18 protein-coding genes are annotated in these 16,129 nt (G+C 59.5%); all 18 read right to left on the reverse strand.

Annotated features, from left to right (window positions below; all coding sequences use genetic code 11):
• Positions 1-25 precede the first annotated feature (25 nt).
• Complete coding sequence (gene priA, locus FMM72_RS01495; protein ID WP_162220369.1) at positions 26-2,476, reverse strand: replication restart helicase PriA; 2,451 nt, start codon at positions 2,474-2,476, stop codon at positions 26-28.
• A gap of 33 nt (positions 2,477-2,509) precedes the next feature.
• Positions 2,510-3,139 (reverse strand): chloramphenicol acetyltransferase, encoded by a 630-nt coding sequence (locus FMM72_RS01500; RefSeq protein ID WP_162220370.1) that lies wholly within the window; start codon positions 3,137-3,139, stop codon positions 2,510-2,512.
• Entirely contained in the window at positions 3,136-4,338 is a 1,203-nt protein-coding gene (gene coaBC / locus FMM72_RS01505) for a bifunctional phosphopantothenoylcysteine decarboxylase/phosphopantothenate--cysteine ligase CoaBC (RefSeq protein ID WP_162220371.1), read from the reverse strand. Before coaBC ends, FMM72_RS01500 begins: the two co-directional genes overlap by 4 nt.
• Before the next feature lie 81 nt (positions 4,339-4,419).
• Positions 4,420-4,632, reverse strand: a complete 213-nt coding sequence (gene rpoZ, locus FMM72_RS01510; protein ID WP_243151678.1) for a DNA-directed RNA polymerase subunit omega — start codon at positions 4,630-4,632, stop codon at positions 4,420-4,422.
• Positions 4,619-5,248, reverse strand: a complete 630-nt coding sequence (gmk, locus tag FMM72_RS01515) for a guanylate kinase (protein WP_162220372.1) — start codon at positions 5,246-5,248, stop codon at positions 4,619-4,621. Before gmk ends, rpoZ begins: the two co-directional genes overlap by 14 nt.
• A complete protein-coding gene (gene remA, locus FMM72_RS01520) occupies positions 5,241-5,501 on the reverse strand; it encodes an extracellular matrix/biofilm regulator RemA (RefSeq protein ID WP_201758557.1) in 261 nt (86 codons plus the stop codon). The genes gmk and remA overlap by 8 nt, the downstream gene beginning before the upstream one ends.
• A 92-nt stretch (positions 5,502-5,593) precedes the next feature.
• Entirely contained in the window at positions 5,594-6,475 is an 882-nt protein-coding gene (locus tag FMM72_RS01525; protein WP_160210213.1) for a YicC/YloC family endoribonuclease, read from the reverse strand.
• A gap of 221 nt (positions 6,476-6,696) precedes the next feature.
• Positions 6,697-8,100, reverse strand: a complete 1,404-nt coding sequence (locus FMM72_RS01530) for an oxaloacetate decarboxylase subunit alpha (protein WP_160210214.1) — start codon at positions 8,098-8,100, stop codon at positions 6,697-6,699.
• A 15-nt stretch (positions 8,101-8,115) separates the two neighbouring features.
• On the reverse strand, positions 8,116-8,592 hold the full coding sequence (locus FMM72_RS01535; RefSeq protein WP_162220373.1) for a biotin/lipoyl-containing protein: 477 nt from the start codon (positions 8,590-8,592) through the stop codon (positions 8,116-8,118).
• A 112-nt stretch (positions 8,593-8,704) separates the two neighbouring features.
• Positions 8,705-10,105, reverse strand: coding sequence for a carboxyl transferase domain-containing protein (locus tag FMM72_RS01540; protein ID WP_162220374.1), 1,401 nt, complete (start codon positions 10,103-10,105; stop codon positions 8,705-8,707).
• Positions 10,106-10,337: 232 nt separating this feature from the next.
• A complete protein-coding gene (locus FMM72_RS01545; protein ID WP_162220375.1) occupies positions 10,338-10,733 on the reverse strand; it encodes a hypothetical protein in 396 nt (131 codons plus the stop codon).
• 101 nt (positions 10,734-10,834) lie between these two features.
• Positions 10,835-11,596 carry a pseudouridine synthase gene (locus FMM72_RS01550; RefSeq protein WP_162220376.1) on the reverse strand — a complete coding sequence of 254 codons (762 nt, stop codon included), beginning with the start codon at positions 11,594-11,596 and terminating at the stop codon, positions 10,835-10,837.
• A gap of 39 nt (positions 11,597-11,635) precedes the next feature.
• A complete protein-coding gene (locus FMM72_RS01555; RefSeq protein WP_162220439.1) occupies positions 11,636-12,790 on the reverse strand; it encodes a D-alanyl-D-alanine carboxypeptidase family protein in 1,155 nt (384 codons plus the stop codon).
• Between the two features lie 103 nt (positions 12,791-12,893).
• On the reverse strand, positions 12,894-13,319 hold the full coding sequence (gene ytfJ, locus FMM72_RS01560) for a GerW family sporulation protein (RefSeq protein ID WP_162220377.1): 426 nt from the start codon (positions 13,317-13,319) through the stop codon (positions 12,894-12,896).
• 23 nt (positions 13,320-13,342) lie between these two features.
• On the reverse strand, positions 13,343-14,014 hold the full coding sequence (locus FMM72_RS01565) for a DUF2953 domain-containing protein (protein WP_162220378.1): 672 nt from the start codon (positions 14,012-14,014) through the stop codon (positions 13,343-13,345).
• An 18-nt stretch (positions 14,015-14,032) separates the two neighbouring features.
• The gene (scpB, locus tag FMM72_RS01570) at positions 14,033-14,617 is read right to left on the reverse strand and encodes an SMC-Scp complex subunit ScpB (protein ID WP_162220379.1); all 585 of its coding nucleotides are present in this window, start codon (positions 14,615-14,617) and stop codon (positions 14,033-14,035) included.
• The gene (locus FMM72_RS01575) at positions 14,614-15,342 is read right to left on the reverse strand and encodes a segregation and condensation protein A (RefSeq protein ID WP_162220440.1); all 729 of its coding nucleotides are present in this window, start codon (positions 15,340-15,342) and stop codon (positions 14,614-14,616) included. Before FMM72_RS01575 ends, scpB begins: the two co-directional genes overlap by 4 nt.
• A gap of 2 nt (positions 15,343-15,344) precedes the next feature.
• Complete coding sequence (locus FMM72_RS01580; RefSeq protein WP_162220380.1) at positions 15,345-16,004, reverse strand: site-2 protease family protein; 660 nt, start codon at positions 16,002-16,004, stop codon at positions 15,345-15,347.
• Positions 16,005-16,129: the final 125 nt, after the last annotated feature.

Genomic DNA, 16,129 nt, shown 5'->3' on the forward strand with positions numbered 1-16,129 from the left:
ATTCTCAAAGTATATGGATAGGTTCTTACAGCGCGCTTTCAAACCGCGGATCGATCGAAAGCGCGACAGAATGATGTTCCCGCACAGCAAGATACTTCTGTACAGCCCGCCAGAGCAGCTCGCGCGTACGTGCATTCCAGCGGCATTTGACCGCCATACGCCAGCGGTACCTCCCGGCGATCTTTAAAATCTGGCTTTCGCACGGGCCGAGCACGCGCAGCGGCAAATCGGTATATTCATTCTGCGCGAGCGTTGTCAATTCCTGCAAAAAGCAACGCGCAGCAGCGCGCGTCTCGTCGCCCCGCAGTCCCGAAAAGCCGATGCCCGCCATATCGCAGAACGGCGGATACAGATGCAGGCGGCGGCTTTCGATCTCCTCCTCATAAAACGAATCGTAATCCTGCGCAGCGGCAAGCGCAATCACAGGATTTTCCGGCGTGAAGGTCTGGATAAACGCGCGGCCCGCCTTTTGCGCACGGCCGCTGCGGCCGACCACCTGTGTAAACAACGAAAATGCCCGCTCAAAGCTGCGGTAATCCTGCGCGTACAGAGCCGAATCAGCCGACAGCACGCCGACCAGCGTCACATTTGGAAAGTCAAGCCCTTTTGCGACCATCTGCGTCCCGATTATTATATCATATTTTCCGGCTGAAAAGTCGGCAAAATGCTTTTCATGCGAAAATCTTGCCATAGTCGTATCCATATCCATGCGCAACACGCGCGCGTCCGGGAACAGCTCGCTCAATTCCTGCTCCACCTTCTGCGTGCCCGCGCCCGAAAAGCGCCGGAACCGGCTGCCACACGATGGGCAGACCGCATCGGCGCGCGCTGTATAGCCGCAGTAATGGCACATCAAATGGCCATTGGCGCTGTGATACGTCAGCGCGACAGAGCAGTTCGGGCATTCCGCCACGGTCTGGCAGACGGCGCACTTGACAAGCGTGTTATAACCACGCCGGTTGAGCAGCAGGATGCTCTGCTCGCCGCGCGCAAGATTTTCCCCAAGCTCGCCGATGAGCTGCGGGGAAATCGACGCGCTGTGCGCGTCCGGCTCCTGAAGGTTCATATCCACGACCGTCACGTCCGGCAGGCGCGCCGCGCCGTAGCGCGCGCGCAGCGTCAACAGCGTATAGTCGCCGCGCCTGGCGCGCCAGAAGCTTTCCGTACACGGCGTGGCCGATGCGAGCAGCAGCAGGCACTTATGCCACGCGGCGCGCCGGCGCGCCACATCGCGCGCATGATAGCGCGGCGACTGCTCCGATTTATATGTCGATTCCTGTTCCTCGTCCATCACAATCAACCCGAGATCGCGCACCGGCGCGAACACGGCGCTGCGCGTGCCGACAACAATCTGCGCGCCGCCGTCCCGGATGCGTTTCCATTCGTCGAGGCGTTCCGTCATGGAAAGGCCGCTGTGCAGCACCGCAACACGGCTGCCGAAATGCCGCCGGAAACGCTCAACCGTCTGCGGCGTCAGCGAAATTTCCGGCACCATCACGATCACGCCGCGCCCGCGCGCAAGCACGTGGCGGATGGCGCGCAAAAAAACCTCCGTCTTTCCGGAACCGGTCACACCGTAGAGCAGCGCCGTCTGCGGTTTTCCGCTGTCAGCCAGGCCGCAGAGCGTATCGCAGGCCGCCCGCTGCTCCTCCGACAGCTCGATTTCAGCGGCCGTATCGCGCGCCGGCCCGGCGGCGTATGGGCTGCGGTAAACCTCGCGCGTGTAATACTGCACGACGCCCGCCGCCTCCAACCGGTCGACGACCGATTTCCCGGCCGCGGCGAAGTAACAGACCTCTTTCAGCGACGCCTGCCCGGCCAAAAGCAGCAGCTCGACGACCGCTTTCTGTTTGGCGGTGATCTTTACCTCCACATCGGAAAGCGTTTCGATCCCGTCGGCCAGGCGCACCATCACCAGCTTGCCGTCCAGCACGCGCTGGCGCACAAGCTGCGACTTGATCAAAAGCCCCTCCCCACACAGATCGCGCAGCACAGGCGCGTCTGGCGCAAGCGCCAGCGCCGCGCAGAGCGTCTCCTCACGCACCGGCCGGCCGCGCCCTTTCAGATATTCAAACACGCGCCGCCAGTCGCCATGCGCGCCACCTGGCAGCGCCGCGCCGTGCGGCAGCAGGTATTGATATTGCAGCCGAACGCCCGCGCCCGGCGGCAGCAGCGCACGCACCGCGTCAAAATAGGTGCAGAACGTCGTTTCATGCAGCCAGCGCGCCAGCGCGAGCATCTCCGCGTCGAGCAGCGGCTTTTCGTCGACAAGCGATGCGAGCGTTTTTGCCCGCTGCGGCGCCGGCTCGTCGGCCATCTCCATCACAATGCCGAAGCGCGTGCGGTTTCCGGCGCCGAACGGAGCCGTCACGCGGCAGCCGGGGCGCGCGTCCATACCGTCCGGAATCAGATATGTATAAATTTTATCAAACGACAGCGCAGCGTTTTCAACCGCTACACGCGCTACACGCGCCATCCAAAACGCCCTCCTTGCAACGCAAACCGCCTGTTAAAAAGCATCCAGCTTTTTTTGCAGCGCGTCAATAAACTGCCCGAGATGCACGCCGTCGACAAGCGCGTGATGCGCCTGCACGGAAAACGGCAGTAGCAGGCGTTCCCCAAGCCAAAACCAGCGCCCCCACGAGATCCTGGGGATTGCGTCGTCCCGATCCAGGTTTTCGGCGTGCGTCAGCCCGGTAAAGCAGAGCCATGGAATCGCCGAGAGGTACAGGCAGTCGTCACGCGCCTCCTCGTCGGGCAGGAAAAACCGCCCCCCCTGCCGCGCGATCGCCTCGCCGGTACGCTGTAAAAACACATCGAGCACGCCGCACAGCGGCACGCTGACATATTTATGCAGCGCACCGCCGGCGCGCGGCTCGGTAAACGAGGGGTGCAGCTCATCGTACAGAACAACCTGATCGCCCTTGATACGCATACGCAGCTCCGGAACCTCGTTGGCCGCGTGCGTCACAAAAAAGCCGAACGTATGGCTGAATGAAATCCCCCGTTTTTTGACGCGCGTGTGAAAATGCGTTACGTCAAGCTGGACGCATACGCTGTACTGCGGGCGGTCGAGCGAGCGGTAAAATTCGAACTGCTCCTTGCGCGGCCAGCAGGCCGGATCGATGTACGCCGTCATGTCCGTTCCCTCCGCATTGCCAGCAGCCGGTCTAGGAGTTTGTCGGCAAGCGCGTCCTTGCCCATCAGCGGCAATTTCTCGGCGCCCTCCTTTGTCAGCAGCGTGACGGCGTTTGTCGGCACCGCAAAGCCCGCGCCCGGTTCATTCAGATTGTTTGCTACGATCATATCGACATGTTTCTTTTCCAGCTTCTCCTGCGAATGCGCGACAAGGTCGCGCGTCTCCATCGAAAACCCGCAGAGCACCTGCTCTGGCGCGCGCGTCTGTCCAAGATACGCCAGGATATCGCGCGTGCGTTCCAATTCCAGCGTCATCCCCTCGGACGCGCCCTTTTTGATCTTGTCGGCCGCGGCGGTTTTGGGCCTGAAATCAGCGACAGCCGCGCATTTGACGATGATATCCTGCGCAGAGGCGCGCGACGCGACCGCCTCGAACATCTCCTGCGCCGATTCGACCGGTACAGCTTCGACGCCCTGCGGAACAGCGAGCGCCACCGGCCCGGTCACGAGCGTGACGGCCGCCCCGCGGCGGCTGGCGGCGGCGGCCACCTCGTAGCCCATGCGCCCAGTGGAACGATTGCTCAAAAAACGCACCGGATCGACTGCCTCGCGCGTCGGACCTGCTGTAACCAGCACGCGCAGCCCGGCCAAATCCTGCGGCGCCAGCGCACGGCGTACCGCCTCGAACAGCACCGCTGGCGCGGGCAGGCGCCCGCGCCCTGTGTCGCCGCAGGCGAGCGGGCCGCTGTCTGGTTCGAGCACCGTCACGCCGAAGCGGCGCAGCGTCTCCAGATTGCGCTGCGTGGCGGGGTTGTCGTACATCCCGGTGTTCATCGCCGGCGCAACCAGCTTGGGACAGCGCGCCGCAAGCAGTGTCGTTGTGAGCATATCGTCGGCAATCCCGGCCGCCATTTTCGCAATCACATTCGCCGTGGCGGGCGCGACGATAAATACATCCGCTTTTTTCGCCAGCGACACGTGTTCGACATTGTACTCAAAATTGCGGTCAAACGTATCGATCGCAACGCGGTTGTTGACGAGCGTCTCAAAGGTCAGCGGCGTCACAAACTGCGCAGCATTCCTTGTCATAATGACGTGCACATCGGCCGCCGTCTTGCCAAGATCGCTGGCAAGCTGCGCGGCTTTATAGGCGGCGATGCCTCCGCTTACGCCCAAAACGATCGTTTTGCCTTCAAACATGGTTATCCTCCCACCGCCCGGCTGTGCCGCCGGGCCTGTTAAAACAAAAAAGCCCTGTACACGACAGGGCCTCTGTATCCGTTATTCCGAAATTTGAGAAACATGGCCCACCCTGATCTTGCCGCCGGCAAATTCCTCGACAGCCTTCTGGACCGGCTTTTCCTCATTCAGAGAGTGTTCCTCCTCCTGCTCCTGCGCGATCTCACGCGCACGCTTTGCAACCGCGACGACAAACGAATAATAATTGTCGCCCGGCTTGATAATTGAATTGATGGAGGGTCTAAGCATACTCATGAAATTCACACACCTTATCAATCATAGTTCGCATATAGTTCGTCCGGCATTTCGAAGCGCGGATAATCGCATCCAGCTTGGCGCGCGCCTTTTCCGCGTCGTCGTTGACAATTACATAATCATACTGAGCCGCATGGGAAAGCTCCAGCCGGGCGGCGGCCAGCCGCCGCTCGACCACCTCTGCCGTCTCCGTATTGCGCCCAGTCAGGCGCTCCCGCAACGTTTCATACGACGGCGGCAGGACAAAAATGAATACAGCCTCCGGAAATGTCCGGCGGACCTTCATCGCCCCCTGCACCTCGATCTCCAAGAGGACATTGCGGCCCGCGGCGATCTGTGTCTCGACAGCAGCTCTCGGCGTGCCGTAGCAATTTCCGCTATATTCGGCATACTCGAGCAGTCCGCCGCCGGCAGCCAGCTCGTCAAACCGCTCGCGCGTTATAAACGAATAGTCAATCCCGTCGCGTTCACCGGGGCGCGGCGCGCGCGTCGTCACGGAGACGGAGAGCACGGTCTCCGGATGCGCCGCCAGATACGGCGCAAGAATCGTTCCCTTGCCAACGCCCGACGGGCCGGAATAAACAATCAAGAGCCCCGGCTGTATGGTTTCACTCATCGTCATCAACCTCGTCGTCCTCGTCGACCAAACGGTTCGCAACCGTCTCCGGCTGTACCGCGGACAGGATCACATGATCCGAATCCGTGATGATAACCGCACGGGTCCTACGTCCATAGGTCGCGTCAACCAGCGTCCCACGGTCGCGCGCGTCCTGAATAATCCGCTTGATCGGCGCCGATTCCGGGCTGACGATCGCCACCAAACGGTTTGCACACACCATATTGCCAAATCCGATGTTGATCAGTTTCATACAAATGCTCCCCTCCGCCGTTCCGCACCGGGATACTCAAAATGTCTGGCGCAGCGGTCCGGTTTTTTGTCTGCTAATAGATCGCGGCTGCGTTATTCAATATTCTGAATCTGTTCACGGATTTTCTCGATATCGCTCTTGATTTCCACTACGACCTGTGCGGTTGCCGCATCCTGCGCCTTAGAACCGATTGTATTGGCCTCGCGGTTCATTTCCTGCACCAGAAAATCGAGTTTGCGCCCGATAGGCCCGTTGAACATCCTCAGAATATCACGAAACGACGCAATGTGACTGCGCAGGCGCACCGTTTCCTCATCGACGGCAATCCTGTCTGCAAAGATGGCCGCTTCGGTGACGATACGCGTTTCATCAATCTGGCGGTCCTCCAAAACCTCCCGGATTTTTGCCGTCAGGCGTTCGCGGTAAGCGGCTTCGGTACGCGGAGACTGCTCCTCCACGGCCGCGACCCGTGATTCGATACTTTCAAGCCGTTCCAAAATATCTGCTTTCAGACGTTCGCCTTCCGCTGCACGCATGGCAATAAACCGTTCGATCGCCCCGTCAGCAACCAGCCGGACCTCTGCCCAGATCGTCTCCTCATCCTCCTGCACACGGTGCACAGAAAACAAATCGGAAAACCGCATCAGCGAAGAAACCGTCAAGTCATCCTGGAGATCCAGCTTCTCCCCTGCCGCGCGCATCGCATTGATATAGGAAGCGGCCAGATCATGGTTGATATCAACAGCCGTATGGGCGGCGTCTGTATCAACGACTGTCACACCAGCCTCAACTTTTCCTCTTGAGATTTTACCCTGCAAATATCCTTTAAGTTTTTCTTCCAGATATCCAAACGCACGCGGCACGCGTGCGGAAAATTCAAAGTATCGGTGATTGACCGACTTGATCTCAACTGTGATATCACGACCATCTACAGACTGCTGCGACCGACCATAGCCTGTCATGCTTGTAACCATGGTCCCAACCTCTCCTTTGCGAGCGGGCCCCGTTTGGCCTCACATCTTAATATTCCTATTTTACTTGTATTTTATTAATTTGTCAACGCAAGGCTGTGTGAAGCGCAAAAGCTCCTCAAATCGGACAGATTCCCACATTTTATGCCTTGCACCTGCACATTCTTTTTCCTAGCAAACCCCGAGGGGCGCATCCCGAAGGACGCGCCCCTCTTATACCTTAATCAAACGGGATGCACTTTGCTTGCCTTGTCGCCGTGCTTACCGTCCACACCATACTTTTTGTTCTTGCGCGACTCAAAGAACTTGGGAGCTACCTGCGGGAACATTGCCATCGTGAGGATATCCTCCTCCTGCTCGAGATATTCGGGCGGGAACTCGGCGCGCAGCTTCTCCATCTCCGGTTCGATCAGATCAGCCGGACGGCATTCGATCGGCTGCTCGTCACCAAGGATTTTCTTACGGAATGCAGCGTCAATCGGCGCCGGCGTCCTGCCGTATTCGCCCTTGACCAGTCCTTTGAATTCCTTTGTAACCATCTTGTAACGCTCGCCCATGATCACGTTGAACACAGCCTGTGTACCCACGATCTGGGAAGTCGGTGTGACAAGCGGCGGATAACCGGCGTCCTTGCGCACATTTGGAACCTCGCGCAGAACGTCCTCGAATTTGTCCTCCTTACCGGCCTGCTTGAGCTGCGAAACCAGGTTCGACAACATGCCGCCCGGCACCTGGTAAATAAGCGTATTCGCGTCAACGCCCATAACCTTCGGATTGAGCAGCCCGTCCGCCAGATATTTTTCACGCAGCTTGGCAAAATGCGCCCGCACCACATCAAGCTTTTTCAAATCCAGCCCTGTGTCATACGGCGTTCCCTCAAGCGCCGCAACCATCGATTCGGTCGCCGCGTGCGACGTGCCCATCGCGAGCGGCGACATGGCCGTGTCGATGATGTCGCAGCCAGCCTCGATGCTCTTGAGCAGCGACATTGAGGCGAGCCCGGATGTATAATGCGTATGCAGGTTGACCGGGATCTTAACCGCCTTTTTCAGTGCCGCCGTCAGCTCATAGGCCACCGACGGCGTAATCAGCGCCGCCATATCCTTGATGCAGATCGAATCCGCGCCCGCGTCCTCAAGCTGTTTTGCATACTGGACAAAATATTCCACATTGTGCACCGGCGACAGCGTATAAGAGATCGCCGCCTGCATATGCGCGCTTGTCTTTTTTGTCGCCTTGATCGAAGCCTCCAGATTGCGGATGTCGTTGAGCGCATCGAAAATGCGGATGATATCGATGCCGTTGTCGACCGATTTCTTTACAAAATATTCAACCGCATCATCGGCATAGTGGCGGTAACCGAGCATATTCTGTCCGCGGAACAGCATTTGCAGCTTTGTGTTCGGCATATTTTTGCGGATCACACGCAGCCGCTCCCACGGATCTTCGTCAAGAAAACGGATGCATGCGTCAAACGTGGCGCCGCCCCAGCATTCGCACGAATAAAAGCCGACCTCATCCATCGCGGGCAGGATCGGAAGCATCTCGTCGAGACGCATACGCGTCGCAATCAGGGATTGATGCGCGTCACGTAGGATGGTTTCACAGATTTTTACCTTCTGAGCCATTGATGTTTCGCCCCCTTAACCGATGGAGATCAGCAGATCATCGGAGTTGACGGCATCGCCTTTCTTGACATGAACGCCGACGACCGTACCGGAGACCGGGCTGAAGATTTCGTTTTCCATCTTCATCGCTTCCAGCATGAGCAGCAGATCGTTCGCCCCGACATGGTCGCCCTCCTTGACCTTGATATCAAGAATATTGCCGGGCATTGGGGCCGTGACCTTTGTTGCGCCGGCCGCAGCGGCGGCCGGCGCCGGGGCGGGGGCCGCAGGAGCGGCCGCGGGCGCGGCGGCAGGAGCCGGCGCGGGGGCAGCCGGAGCCGGCGCGACAGGGGCCGGGGCCGGAGCAGCATATCCAACCGGCGACGGAACCGGCGACGGGATCGCGGACGGCATCGCGGCAGGGGCGGGCGCCGGCATCGGCGCGCCGGGAGCCATTTCATCGACCTGAACATCATACGCCCTGCCGTTGACAACTATATTAAACCGTTTCATAACAATTTGCCTCCTTATAATAATCGGGGTCCGCCGCATCGGCCGGCAGCCCATATGTTGGGCGGGCAAACCCGCCGCTGCTGATACAGGATCGCGCGCCGCGCGGGCGCTGTTACATCGGGATATTGGCGTGCTTTTTCGGCAGCCTGCTCACACGTTTGCCGATCAGCATATCAATGGCGGAAACAACAGCCGCACGGGTATCGGCCGGATCGACCACATCATCAATATGACCCTTCGCGGCAGCCGCCACAGCGCCTGCCTCATTGGCTGCATACTCGGCCTCCACCTGGGCGCGTGTCTTATCCTTTGTGATCTTGTCGCCTTCCATAAAGGCAACGGCCGTCGCCGGGGAAAGCGCGCTGATCACAGCATCCGGCCACGCGACCGCATAATCGGCGTTGGCGCCGCGGCCTGCCAGGGCGACATAGGCGGAACCGTACGCCGCGCCGCAGATCACAGCAATTTTTGGCGTGGTCGCCTCAGCGTAAACATGCGCCAGCTTTGCGACCTCGCGCACACCGCCGCGGAATGCATGGCCGTTTGTCGCGGCAAACCCTGCGCAGTTGACAAATGTAACAACCGGGATCTGGAACGAATCACAGATCGCAACAAAACGCGCAATCTTGCTGCTGCCGTTCGAGCAGACTTTGCCTGAATCGGAAGCCGCCACAAATCCAACCGTCGAGCCGGCCACTGTACCCAGCGCGACATGCACGCCGCACTTTGTGAAATCCTTCTGAAGCTCGATCACGCTGCCCGCATCGGCAACGCTGTCGATGATCTTCATCATATCCGCCTTGTCCATCGCCTTGGCAGCGGCTTCCAAAGCGGCGGCCGCTTTGTCCGCTTCCCTAAATTCGCACAGCGGCAGAGCGGAAAGATTGTTGGAGGGCAAAAGCGCGATCAGTCTGCGCGCCGCCGCAACAGCGGCAGCCTCATCCTTCTCGACAAGGTGCGCCACACCCGACAGCGCGGCGTTCTTCGCGTCGCACGCCTCGTCGCCAGGCGCTAAAAACAGTTCCGCCTGCTCGCTGGCCACTACGAAATCCGCCGAAGCCGCAATCATCGCCGCACAACCGGCGCAGGGTCCGAGCACCACGGAAACCTGCGGAACAACGCCGGAAAGGTTGTTGGTCCAGCAGAGCATATCGCCGTAAGCGGCCATCGCGTCAAGCCCTTCATCGATCGCCGCGCCGTTGGAATCGTAGATTCCGACCACCGGCGCGCCGCTCTTGAGCGCCAGCTCATAAATCTTTTTAATTTTGGAACCGTGTGCAGCGCCGACCGCGCCGTTGCGTACAGAAGTATCCTGCGCGAACGTGTAAACCGGACTGCCGTCCACAAGTCCGTAGCCTGTGATGACGCCCGCGCCGTCACAGCCGTTTTTGACCAGAGCGCCAACCTCGACAAAGGTGTCGGGGTCAAAGAGGGCCGCTATCCGCCTGCGGGCCGCCGTGTCCTTGAGCGCGTCCTTGCGGGCGTCGGCCAGTGGCATCGCCTTGTCACTCATGTTTTTATCCTCCTATCTGATTCGTCATCCGCACAAATGGGATTTTGCACGGACGCCCGCCCAGCCGGGCGGGGAAAAATACAACGAACTTTGGAATTATTTTGTGGACTTTCCACATTCCCAGTCTTGAAAACATCAAAACCTAACCATTTTAAAGTATACACGCTTCAAACTCAAATAACAAGCATTATTTGCGTTTTTTTGATGATTTTTTAACGAAGATATTCCACCTCTAACCTTCCGGCCCGCGGCCGCCGGACATGCAGTTTTTACGCGCGAAAAACGCGTCGAGTGAAAATGGCGCGTCCGCCTCATATCCAAGCTTCGTCAACGCCAACCGCAGCTTTGGCGCAAGATCCGCGCCAAGCCTGGCTGTCTTTGCTCCTGTCCGCAATGCAGCCGCGAAGGCAGCCCGTGCCATCCCGTCGACAAGCCCCGCATCCATGCGCCGCCCTGTGTCGGCGCCGCAGAGCGTCACACAGCCGCCGGCCGTTGAAAAAGCCGCTGTTGCGAGCACATCGCCATTCTGAAACGCCCCGTAAGCGAACGCTCCCTGCCCCGCCGCTCCAAGGCTGTCGCAGACGCGCGCGGCCAGGCGCGCGTCTGCGATCCGTTTGATTGTCAGCACGAAAAAAACCTCCTCTGCGCAGCGTACGCCGTATACGGCAAACGCACGCCCTATAAGAACGACCGGAAAACGGGCGCGCGGCCCGCCTTCCGGCCGGTACGTTACTCGGACAGCCTGTCCGCCTGTTTTTTCGACGCCGCATTGCGCAGCGCGGCCACCTCCGCCGGACGCAGCTCGCGCCACTGTCCGGGCTGCAACATACCGAGCTTGAGCGGGCCGACCGACGTGCGCTTGAGACGCGCGACCTCAAGCCCAACCGCCTCGCACATGCGGCGTACCTGCCGGTTGCGCCCCTCCTGAATTGTGATCTGCAAAACAACGCGCCCATCCCGCTTCTCCAACACAAGCACCGTCGCCGGCAGCGTCATGCGCCCGTCGAGCATCACACCGGCAGACATCTTCGCAGCCTGCTCGTCCGAAACATCCGGGCGCGCCGTCACACGGTACGTCTTGGAGATATGGTTCGACGGATGCATCACAAGATTGGCAAACGTGCCGTCGTTCGTAAGTAAAAGCAGCCCCTCGCTGTTGCGGTCGAGACGCCCCACAGGGTAGACGCGCGCCGGCGCGTCCTTTACAAGATCAGTCACACACCTGCGCCCAAGCTCATCCGACGTGGTCGTGACAAAGCCGCGCGGCTTATGAAGCATGATATACACATTCTGTTTCTTTTTGCGAAGCTGCACACGCACGCCGTCAATCGCGATCACGTCGCGCGACGGATCAACCGGATTGCCCGGCTGCGCCGGATGGCCGTTGACCGTGACGCGCCCCTGTGCGATCGCCTCCTCGGCCTTGCGGCGTGACATGACGCCGTTTTCAGAAAGCACCTTTTGGATGCGGATACCGTTTGCCTTTGCCATTGCCGTCCTCCGTTTTCATTCATTCCAGTCCGCCGCCCGTCACCCGCCAATCAGGCGTGTGAAAAACGACGGTTTTCCTTTTACCGCTGCGACATCATTTGCCGCCGTCAGTGTTACATCCGCCACAGGCTGACCGTCAACATAAAACAGCGCGTGACCAACCACGTCGCCCGTTTTCACCGGCGCGTATAAAAACGGCTTGGCTGTAACCGTCACATCCAGCCGCTCGCCGGGCATCAGCGCGACAGGCTCCGGCTCGTCAAACGTTACGGCGGCATATGCCTGCACGCCGCCCGTTACAGGCAGATCGGCCGCCGGGATCAGCTCGCCGGGCGCGGCCTGCGTCAGCGCCCCGAAGTAGTGTTCATAAAGCTTCATATGCTCGTTCCAGTCATCAGGACAATTAAGCGTCACAACGATCAGGCGCACGCCGTCACGCTGGGCATACGACACCAGGCAGCGGCCGGCCGCATCCGTAAACCCAGTCTTGACGCCCGCCGCATCAGGATAAAGCTTTAAAAGCCTGTTGTGGTTGGAAAGCCAGCGGTCGGCCGGCGGATTGCCAAAGCACACCTTCGCGCTTTTCTGGGAGCAGATTTCGGCAAACCGCGGATTTGAAAGCGCCTCGCGCGTCAATAGCGCCATATCATAGGCGCTTGAGTAATGCGCGTCGTCGTCCAGCCCGCTCGGCGTGACAAAATGAGAATCCTCCATCCCCAGCTCGGCGGCGCGCTCGTTCATCATCTGCGCAAACGCCTCCTTGCTGCCCGCGATTCGCACGGCAGCCGCGTTGGCAGCGTCGTTACCTGACGGCAGCATCATCCCATAGGCGAGCGCCGAGAGCGTCACGCGGTCGCCGGCGCGCAATCCCATCGACGAACCTTCGACGCGGATTGCATCCGGGTCCACAATAAACCATTCGTCCTGGCTGTCCTGCTCCAGCGCGAGCAGCGTGCTCATGATCTTTGTCGTGGAGGCCATCGGCAATCGCGCGTTGGCGTTTTTGGCAAACAACACGCGCCCGGTCGCGGCATCGAGCACGACGGCCGCTTTGGCCTTTGTATCAAGGCCAATCGTGTCGGGAATCGATTGTGCGGCCGCCGGCGCGGCCTCAAGGGCGTGCGCATCCGTCAAGCGCACGCATATAAACAGCGCCGCAAAGGCCGCCAACAAAAGGATCGCCCGTTTCAGCATCACATCACCCGCACCTGGAAACTGCCGCACCATCCACAGCGGATGTTTCAAACAGTTTCCGAATTTCGATACAGGTCATTTTATGCCGCGCGCGCGCCCGAAATTACCCTTTGCTTTCCCCGCCAGCCTCTTCGCTGTGTGAACGGCGCTCCTTTTTATCCCGCTTGGCGAACAGATCCGCGAACTTATCTACCATCTCAGGCGCCATAGTGACAATGCGGTCGGCGGTCGTTTTGCTGTCGTTCATCTGTAAAAGCTCCACATGGCCGTCCTTGATGACAAGGAACGCGATCGGCTGCACCGAAACGCCGCCGCCGGCGCCGCCGCCGAACTGGCCGGCCTGCTTGATGGTCGGGATGTCCGACCCGCCGGAAGCAAAACCAAAGCTCACCTTGGAAACCGGAATGATTACGGTCCCATCGGGCGTTGTGATCGCCTCACCGACAACGGTGTCCGCGTCGACAAGCGTGCGCAGGTTTTGAAGCGAGCTGTCCATCAGTTCGCTGATTGGATGCTTTTCATTGCTCATGGAAAAGAACCTCCTTTTACAGTTCACCGGCCGCGCGCGCCTGTCCCGGCCTTTGGCTGGAACACCTGTTCGCGCCGTGCTTTCACTTTTTCACGGACGGCCTGCCTTTTTACAGTCTTGACAAGAAACGCCGCGCCAATCCGCACGGCGGCGGCGACAGCGGCAATCGGCAGCAGCCGGCCGCGCGCCTCAAACTGCCAGGAACCCTCCTGCGCCATAAAATCCGGCGTGATGAGAATATCCGGCTTTTTCAGATTAAACAGCCCGCGTGCCGCTGTATACGCCGTATAGACAAGCGCGTTCATACGGCCGAAGGCAATCGCGGTCTGAGCCGCGTCGTCCTCCGCTACGACGACGCGCAGATGCACATGGTAGATACACACACGCCGTAAAAGCATCTTCGCGCCACTGCCCAGCGACGCAATGAAATCCATCGCTGTGCCGATGGCGGCCGAAAGGTCCTTCTTTTCCTTCCCCGCGGGTGCGACCGGCGCCTGTTTTGGCGGCTGTTCCTGTTTTTTCTTTGGACGCGGGGGCTTTTTCCGCCCCAATAGCCACCGCCGGTAAAACAGCCATTGCACATACGCCTCGCCCGGCGCGTCCGAGTCAAACCGCGCCGATCCAACGATCGGGATGCACAACAAGAGCAGCAAAAGCGCCAGAATCGCCAGCAGTACAAAGCCGACCGCCGCCATTGCGATCCCTCCCATCCGTTATTCCGGCCTGGCCTCCTCCAACTCGCCGAAAGCGACCTGCCCTTCCAGCACATCGTCCGGCGGCGCGTCCTCATCGGCGGATGGAAGCGCCGGCAGCTTGTCAAGGCTTTCCAGACCGAAGCAGCGCAGAAAATCCGGCGTCGTGCGGTAAGCGATCGGCCGCCCGGGCAGGTCGAGCCGTCCCGCTTCCTCGATCAGCGACTTTTCGATCAGGGAATTGACGACACCGGAGCTGTCGACGCCGCGTACCTGTTCAATAAACGCGCGCGTCACAGGCTGGTTGTAGGCGATGACGGCCAACACCTCCAGCGCCGCCTGCGAAAGCGGCGCGCTGCGGCGCAATTCCAGCGCCGCGCGGATGACCGCCGCATAGTCGGACGACGTGCACAGCTGGAGCCGGTCGCCCAGGCGCAGCACCTCGAACGGCATCCCCGCGTCGGCGAGTGCGTCGCGCAGATGCGGCACATAGCGCAGGACGGTTTCCTCATCCGCGCCGATGGCCTGCGCCACACGCGACGCCTCGACCGCCTCGCCGCCCGCGAACAGGATAGCGAGAATCTGTTTCTGCGGTAAATCGATCATGTCAGCGCCTCCTGTTTTGGCCTTGCCCGCCCGCCGCGTTCAAACGAAACCTGACCGCCGTCAACCGTGATGCGGCGCGCCTTGACAAGCTCAAGCACCGCCAGAAACGTCGCGACAAGCTCGCTGCGGTCCGTACTTGTCAAAAACAGGCTCTCATACGACGCGCTGCCTGTCCGGTAAAGCCCGCGCAGGATATGCAGAATCCGGCTGCCGACCGATACGACGCGGCGCGCCACAATCCCCGAAAAGGCGCGCGCCGGCGGCGGCAGACGCCGCGCGCCGCGCCCGGCCGCGTCACGGTACGCATTATAAAGGACCTGCGGGGAATGCGTCAGCTTGTAGGAGTGGTCAGCGGGCAGCTTCATCGGCTGCCGCGCAAAATTCAGATACAACCGGCTGAGCGCGCCAAGCTGCGCGGCCACCCGTTGGCAGACCTGATACTCCAAAAGCTGCCCCTGCAATTCGGCCTTGAGCTTGACGCCCTCCTCCTCGTGGCGAGGCAGCAGCATTGCTGTTTTAATATATACAAGCCGCGCGGCCATCTCCAGAAATTCGCTGGCGATTTCCAGATCGTCCTGTCCCATCGCGTCGATATAGGCCAGATACTGCTCGAGCAGCGCTGAAATCTCTATATCGCAGATATCAAGCTTATGCTTTTGGATCAGATACAAAAGAAGGTCGAGCGGACCTTCAAACCCGCCCGTCTTGAACTGAGGCTTTTCCATGCTCACAGGATCATCTCCGCGATCACATTGACAAAGCCGGTCAAAAAATTCAGCCCTTTGAACAGCAGATTGCTCAGGAACACCAGCGGTATATTGAGCGCACCGCTCACGACGAGCACAAGCAGAACGATGTAAATGACCTGCTGGTACTGGCGCACCTTGTACTCCCACTTTGCCGGCACAAAAAAGCTGAGGATGGAAAAACCGTCGAGCGGCGGCACCGGCAGAAGATTGAACACCGCAAGAGACACATTAATAGACGCCATTGTGATGAAAACCCATTCCAAAATCGCCAGCGCCCCGCCTATATTCGTCATCAGGATAATAACCATTAAAATTTTGGCAATCAGCAGCGAAAGCAGCGCCAGGAGCAAATTAGCAGCCGGGCCAGCCAGCGATGTGAGCGCCATGCCCGCGCGCATGGAAATACGCCGGTCAAAACGCCGCGGGTCCACCGGCACAGGCTTTGCCCACCCAAACCTCTGGGTTAAAATCAGCATCAGAGCGCCAATCGGGTCAAGATGACGCAAAGGATTCAGATCAAGCCTTCCCTGGCGCGCGGCCGTATCGTCCCCAAGCTTATACGCCATCCAGGCATGGGCGAATTCATGTACCGGCAGCGATGTAACCAGTACGATCAATGTCACAAAAAATGTCTGCATGTTAAAAATCCCCATATCCGTGCCTTTCCGGGCAGGGCTATGCCCCTCTCCCCATTGTTCATAATGGTAATGATCATGGATTATTATACCGATTCCCAACGTAAAATACAAGCGGATTCGCCCGA

It is taken from the genome of Anaerotruncus colihominis (assembly GCF_010206195.1).
Classification (GTDB): Bacteria; Bacillota; Clostridia; order Oscillospirales; family Ruminococcaceae; genus Anaerotruncus; species Anaerotruncus colihominis_A.